This is a genomic window from Fretibacterium sp. (genome assembly GCF_057312375.1).
In genome coordinates this window covers 1-4,133 of sequence record NZ_DBHLDX010000058.1, presented here as the reverse complement: position 1 = coordinate 4,133, position 4,133 = coordinate 1, and the positions used below count along the sequence as shown (strand labels likewise).

The following is a 4,133-nucleotide window of genomic DNA, read 5'->3' as shown; positions in this document are numbered from 1 at the left end:
ATGTGCTCGTACTCGGTCCCGTTCATCCGCCACCGGAGCTTCATCCGGTGCCGCCCCCGCTCGGCGGTGAACTCGAACCGAACGCTCCAGCGGCCCCCATACTGGCCGTCCTCGTACCCCTCGCGTTCGGGATAGAGGGTGCGGTCGTCGTAGAGCCCGGAGAACAGCCCGCACCGCTCGATGATGAGCCGCACGGAATCGGGGTCGGGCTTCCGCTCAAACAGCGCGTTGGTCCGCATCTCGTCGCCGTCGTGCCGGGCGTCGCGCGTCACGCGCCAGCTGACCAGTCCGCCGCCGCCGAGGTTCGTCCCGTTTCCGCCCACCGCCAGCGCCAGGACCGCGCGCTCAGGATTGCCGGAGTCGCTCCCGTTGGACGGGCGCCACGCCAACCGCAGCTCGGCGTGCCCCGGCTGTGCCGTGAACGACGCACGGTACAGCCGCTCGCCCGTTCCGCCCTCGACCGGCGTCAGGGACGCCGGGTTCAGCTCCCGCTCGCTCCACTCCCGAACGACCCCGCCGTCCCGGCCCAGAAGCGTGAGCGTCACGGACCCCTGGCGGGGCCTCATGTCGGGCTTGAAGCGGGCCATCACCATCACGTCTTGTCCGGCGCTTGGACTCTGTGGGCTCGCCGTAAACCCGATGAGGTCCGCTCTGTACGGCTCCGCCGCCGCGTCCCGCGGGAATACGGCCACCGAAGCCAAAGCGCAAACCGTCAGGATGAACGCTGCAAACCACCTCATGGTAAACCTCCTGTCTTTCCCTTCGTCGTCAACCGCTTTCATATAGACTGTAGCGGTCGACCTCCGTCGTCCACGCGAATACCTTACCCCGAAAACGCCTTCGGCACAAATGCGTTTGATGGGGACGGGGAAAGGGGCACCTGGCCTAATTCTCACGGAGAGCCGAAGTGCCCTCGTCCCGCGGACCCTCGCGAAAATAACGGTGTTAGAATACCTGTGGGAACGCTGGCTAAATCGTTGAGGGCGATCAGCCGCATGGCCTCCTCCAAGGGGATGCAGCCCCATGTTAAAATTTCAGGGAGGCGCTGAAGGATACCCGCCAAGATGCCCTCAGTGATCGCTCAACCATTAGTCAGCGCTTCTCTGTATTGCTTCACGTTCATTTTCCGAGCGAACCCGAAAGGAGCCTGCCACGTTGGGGGCCCATTACCTTAGTCTACGAGGAGGCGGGTCATGCCGCACTTGATCGTCATCGAGGGCCACGAGGGGCAGCGGCGTCAGCTGGAGGAAACGCTGACGGCCCTGGCGCGGGAGGACCGCCAGGTGTCGGGAAAGTTCGACGCCGACGGGACCTTCCCCGACTGGCGCGCCCTCCTGGAACGGGTGGGCAGCCGCGGGCTCTTCTCCGCGCGGGAGGCCGTCGTCGCGGAGGGGTGCGAGGCCCTGGGGGCCTTCCCCGACGGCCTGGCAGGCTCCCTTGAGGGACCGGAAGCGGACGCCGTTATCGTCGCCACCTTCGGCGGGGAGGCCAAGAAGGTCTTTTCCAAAGAGGTGCTGGCCCTCAAGAAGGTCCGGTTCCTGAAGGCGGAGGCCTCCGTCCCCCCCTGGAAGCGAAAGGACTGGCTCCTGAAGCTGGCTCAGGAAAAGGGCTGGCGCTTGGCGCCGGACGCGGCCCTCCTCCTGGGGGAGTCCATCGAGTCCACGGAGGAGCTGCGCAGCGAGCTCGCCAAGCTGGCGCTCTACGCCGACGGGAGGGAGATCGCGCTGGCGGACGTCCGCGCCCTCTCCTTCGACGAGGGAGGGCGCGCGCTCCTGACGTTCCTGGACGGCGTGTGCGCGGGCAATGCCCCGGACGTGGCCCGCGCGCTGAGCCGCCTGTCGCGGGACCCCCTGCTGCCCGTCCTCACGGCGCTCTGCAACCGCCTGCGCCCGGCGCTCTACATCGCCTCCTTTCCGGAAAACGAGGCCCAGGCCGCTGCGGCCGCCGGCGCGAACCGGGAGTACGCGATGCGCATGGCGCGGGGGGCCCTGCGCCTCTTCGGGGCGGAGGCCGTCAAGGACTTCATGCTGCGGGCTGTTCGGCTCTCCTTCGCAGAGAAGACCTCCGCCGCCCAGGGCTGGCCGGGCTTCGAGCTGATCGTCTGGGACCTGCTGGCGGGGAAACAAAGCCCTCAGCGGACAACCGCCTCCCGGCGCTGACGGCCCCTGAGCGCAGGCCGGTGCAGACAAACGGACTCTTAGGGCATGGCATGAGGCTGACTGGTGCCGCCTTGCCGTTCCACCGTGGGGGCGGCGCTTTTGCCCCGCTTTTATGCTACAATGGAACGAAGCGGGAGGCAGACGCCCCCCACGCGGTCAGCGAACCGCTCTCAACCTTACCTGTTTTCTGCGAAACGGAGGCGAAGTTCGATGGAAGTACGTTTTGTACAGCGTGGAACGGAGATCGACAGCAAGCTTCGGGACTACATGGACTCCAAGATGTCCAAGCTGGAGAAGTTCTTCGACAAGATCCAGAACTGCCAGATCGTCGTCAGCCACCACAAGGGCAACTTCAACATTGAGACCACCGCGAACGCCAACGGGGTGATCCTCCGCGCCGAGGAGAACGCCACGGAGCCGCGCAGGGCCTTCGACCTGTCGCTGAAGAACCTGGAGCGCCGCATCAAGCGCTACAACTCCTACCTCAAGGACAAGGGGCAGTTCAAGGGCGGCGCCGACTTCTCCTTCAACCTGGAGGAGGGGCAGGAGCCTGTGGCCAGCGACGTGCCGGTGATCGAGAAGGTGAAGAAGATCCCCGTCCAGCCCATGAGCCCTGAAGAAGCCGCCATGCAGATGGAGCTCGTCGGACACTCGTTCTTCATGTTCCAGAACGCGGAGACCGGCGACGTCAACGTCGTCTACAAGCGCCGGACCAGCGACTACGGCCTGTTGGAGCCGGTGCGCTGAACCCGCTTTAACGGCTTTAACAATAACTTGAACAATCGAAACCAAAGAGCGGAGCCGCGCGGCCCCGCTCTTCTTGCCTCTCTCGAACGTCAGCCCCCGCCGGCGCCCCGACTGCCCCAGGACGGGCTAGAGCGCGAGCTCCGAGCCGACGCCGGCCCAGTCCGTGTCCGGGTGCGCCTGCGCCAGGCGCGCAGCAGCCCGGAAGCCCGTGCAGTGGTTCAGGCGCCATCGCCTCACGCGCCACGACGCCATGAGCGTCACCCAATCCTCCACCTCCTCCGGCGTAAGGCTCATCATGTGCGCTCCGCCAGCCACCAGCTCGAACTGCTCCACGCCGAAGAGGTCCCGGACGCGCGCGACGATGTTGGGCAGCGCCGCGTGGGCGCACCCCAGGAGCAGCGCCCATCCCCTGGGTCCGCGGACCAGGAAGGACAGGTCGTCGGCGAAGGTGTCCGGACGGACCGTTCCGTCCTCCCCGCGCTCGTACATGAGGCCGCGGGAGGCGTAGCGCGGGTCGCGGCCCTCGGGGGGGACGTCGAAGGCGAAGACGCTCGGCAGCAGCTCAACGGCCCCCTGAACCGGCCGCAGCGGCACCTCCCGCAGCACGGCCCCGCCGGTGGGGCTCAGGTCCTGCCCCTCGAAGCGCTCCCTCACGGCTAGGGGCGAGGCAAAGACGCGGTCCCGAACCTGGGGCGCGGCCTCCAGAAAGGCGGGGAGGCCTCTTGCGTGGTCGTTGTGGCCGTGGCTCAGCGCCACGCAGTCCACCGACTCCGGCGAGAGCCCCAGGACCCGCATGTTGTTCAGGAGCGTGTGCCCCGTCTCCCCCGTGTCGATCAGGAGGCTGCCCGACGGCGTCGTCAGGAGGGCCGAGTACCCCCACTCCCCCAGAAGCCCCGCCCTGGGCGTCGTGACCCAGTTGTCCACAAGAACCGTCAACTTCATCTCACGCAAAACCACCTTTCCTAACATGGGACTGCACCCCCTTCGAGGAACCTGCGGTCGACCGTCCTCAGGACGGGTCGCGGATGAGGTTCAGCAGCTCCTCCGCGGAGAGCTTCACGGCGCGGCCGCTGTCCTCCAGGAGCCCGTCGGCCAGGTCACGCTTCCAGGCGTGCAGCGCCACGATCTTCTCCTCTATGGTGCCGCGGGCCACGATGCGGTACACCGTCACGGGCCGGGTCTGTCCGATGCGGTGGGCGCGGTCGGAGGCCTGCTCCTCCACGGCGG

General features: G+C 67.1%; 5 protein-coding genes. 2 read left to right on the top strand and 3 right to left on the bottom strand.

Features of this window, described 5'->3' with window-relative positions; translation table 11 throughout:
- On the bottom strand, positions 1 to 740 hold a 740-nt coding region (locus tag ACO41U_RS08315; protein WP_485943095.1), incomplete at its 3' end, for a hypothetical protein.
- A 453-nt stretch (positions 741 to 1,193) separates the two neighbouring features.
- Here ACO41U_RS08315 and holA point away from each other — a divergent pair.
- A complete protein-coding gene (gene holA, locus ACO41U_RS08310; RefSeq protein WP_485943093.1) occupies positions 1,194 to 2,159 on the top strand; it encodes a DNA polymerase III subunit delta in 966 nt (321 codons plus the stop codon).
- A 210-nt stretch (positions 2,160 to 2,369) separates the two neighbouring features.
- Entirely contained in the window at positions 2,370 to 2,906 is a 537-nt protein-coding gene (gene hpf / locus ACO41U_RS08305; protein WP_298781814.1) for a ribosome hibernation-promoting factor, HPF/YfiA family, read from the top strand.
- Positions 2,907 to 3,032: 126 nt separating this feature from the next.
- Here hpf and ACO41U_RS08300 read toward each other — a convergent pair whose 3' ends face one another.
- Complete coding sequence (locus tag ACO41U_RS08300) at positions 3,033 to 3,848, bottom strand: MBL fold metallo-hydrolase (RefSeq protein WP_485943091.1); 816 nt, start codon at positions 3,846 to 3,848, stop codon at positions 3,033 to 3,035.
- A 67-nt stretch (positions 3,849 to 3,915) separates the two neighbouring features.
- A partial coding sequence (locus tag ACO41U_RS08295; protein WP_485943089.1) for a hypothetical protein occupies positions 3,916 to 4,133 on the bottom strand: 218 nt, incomplete at its 5' end.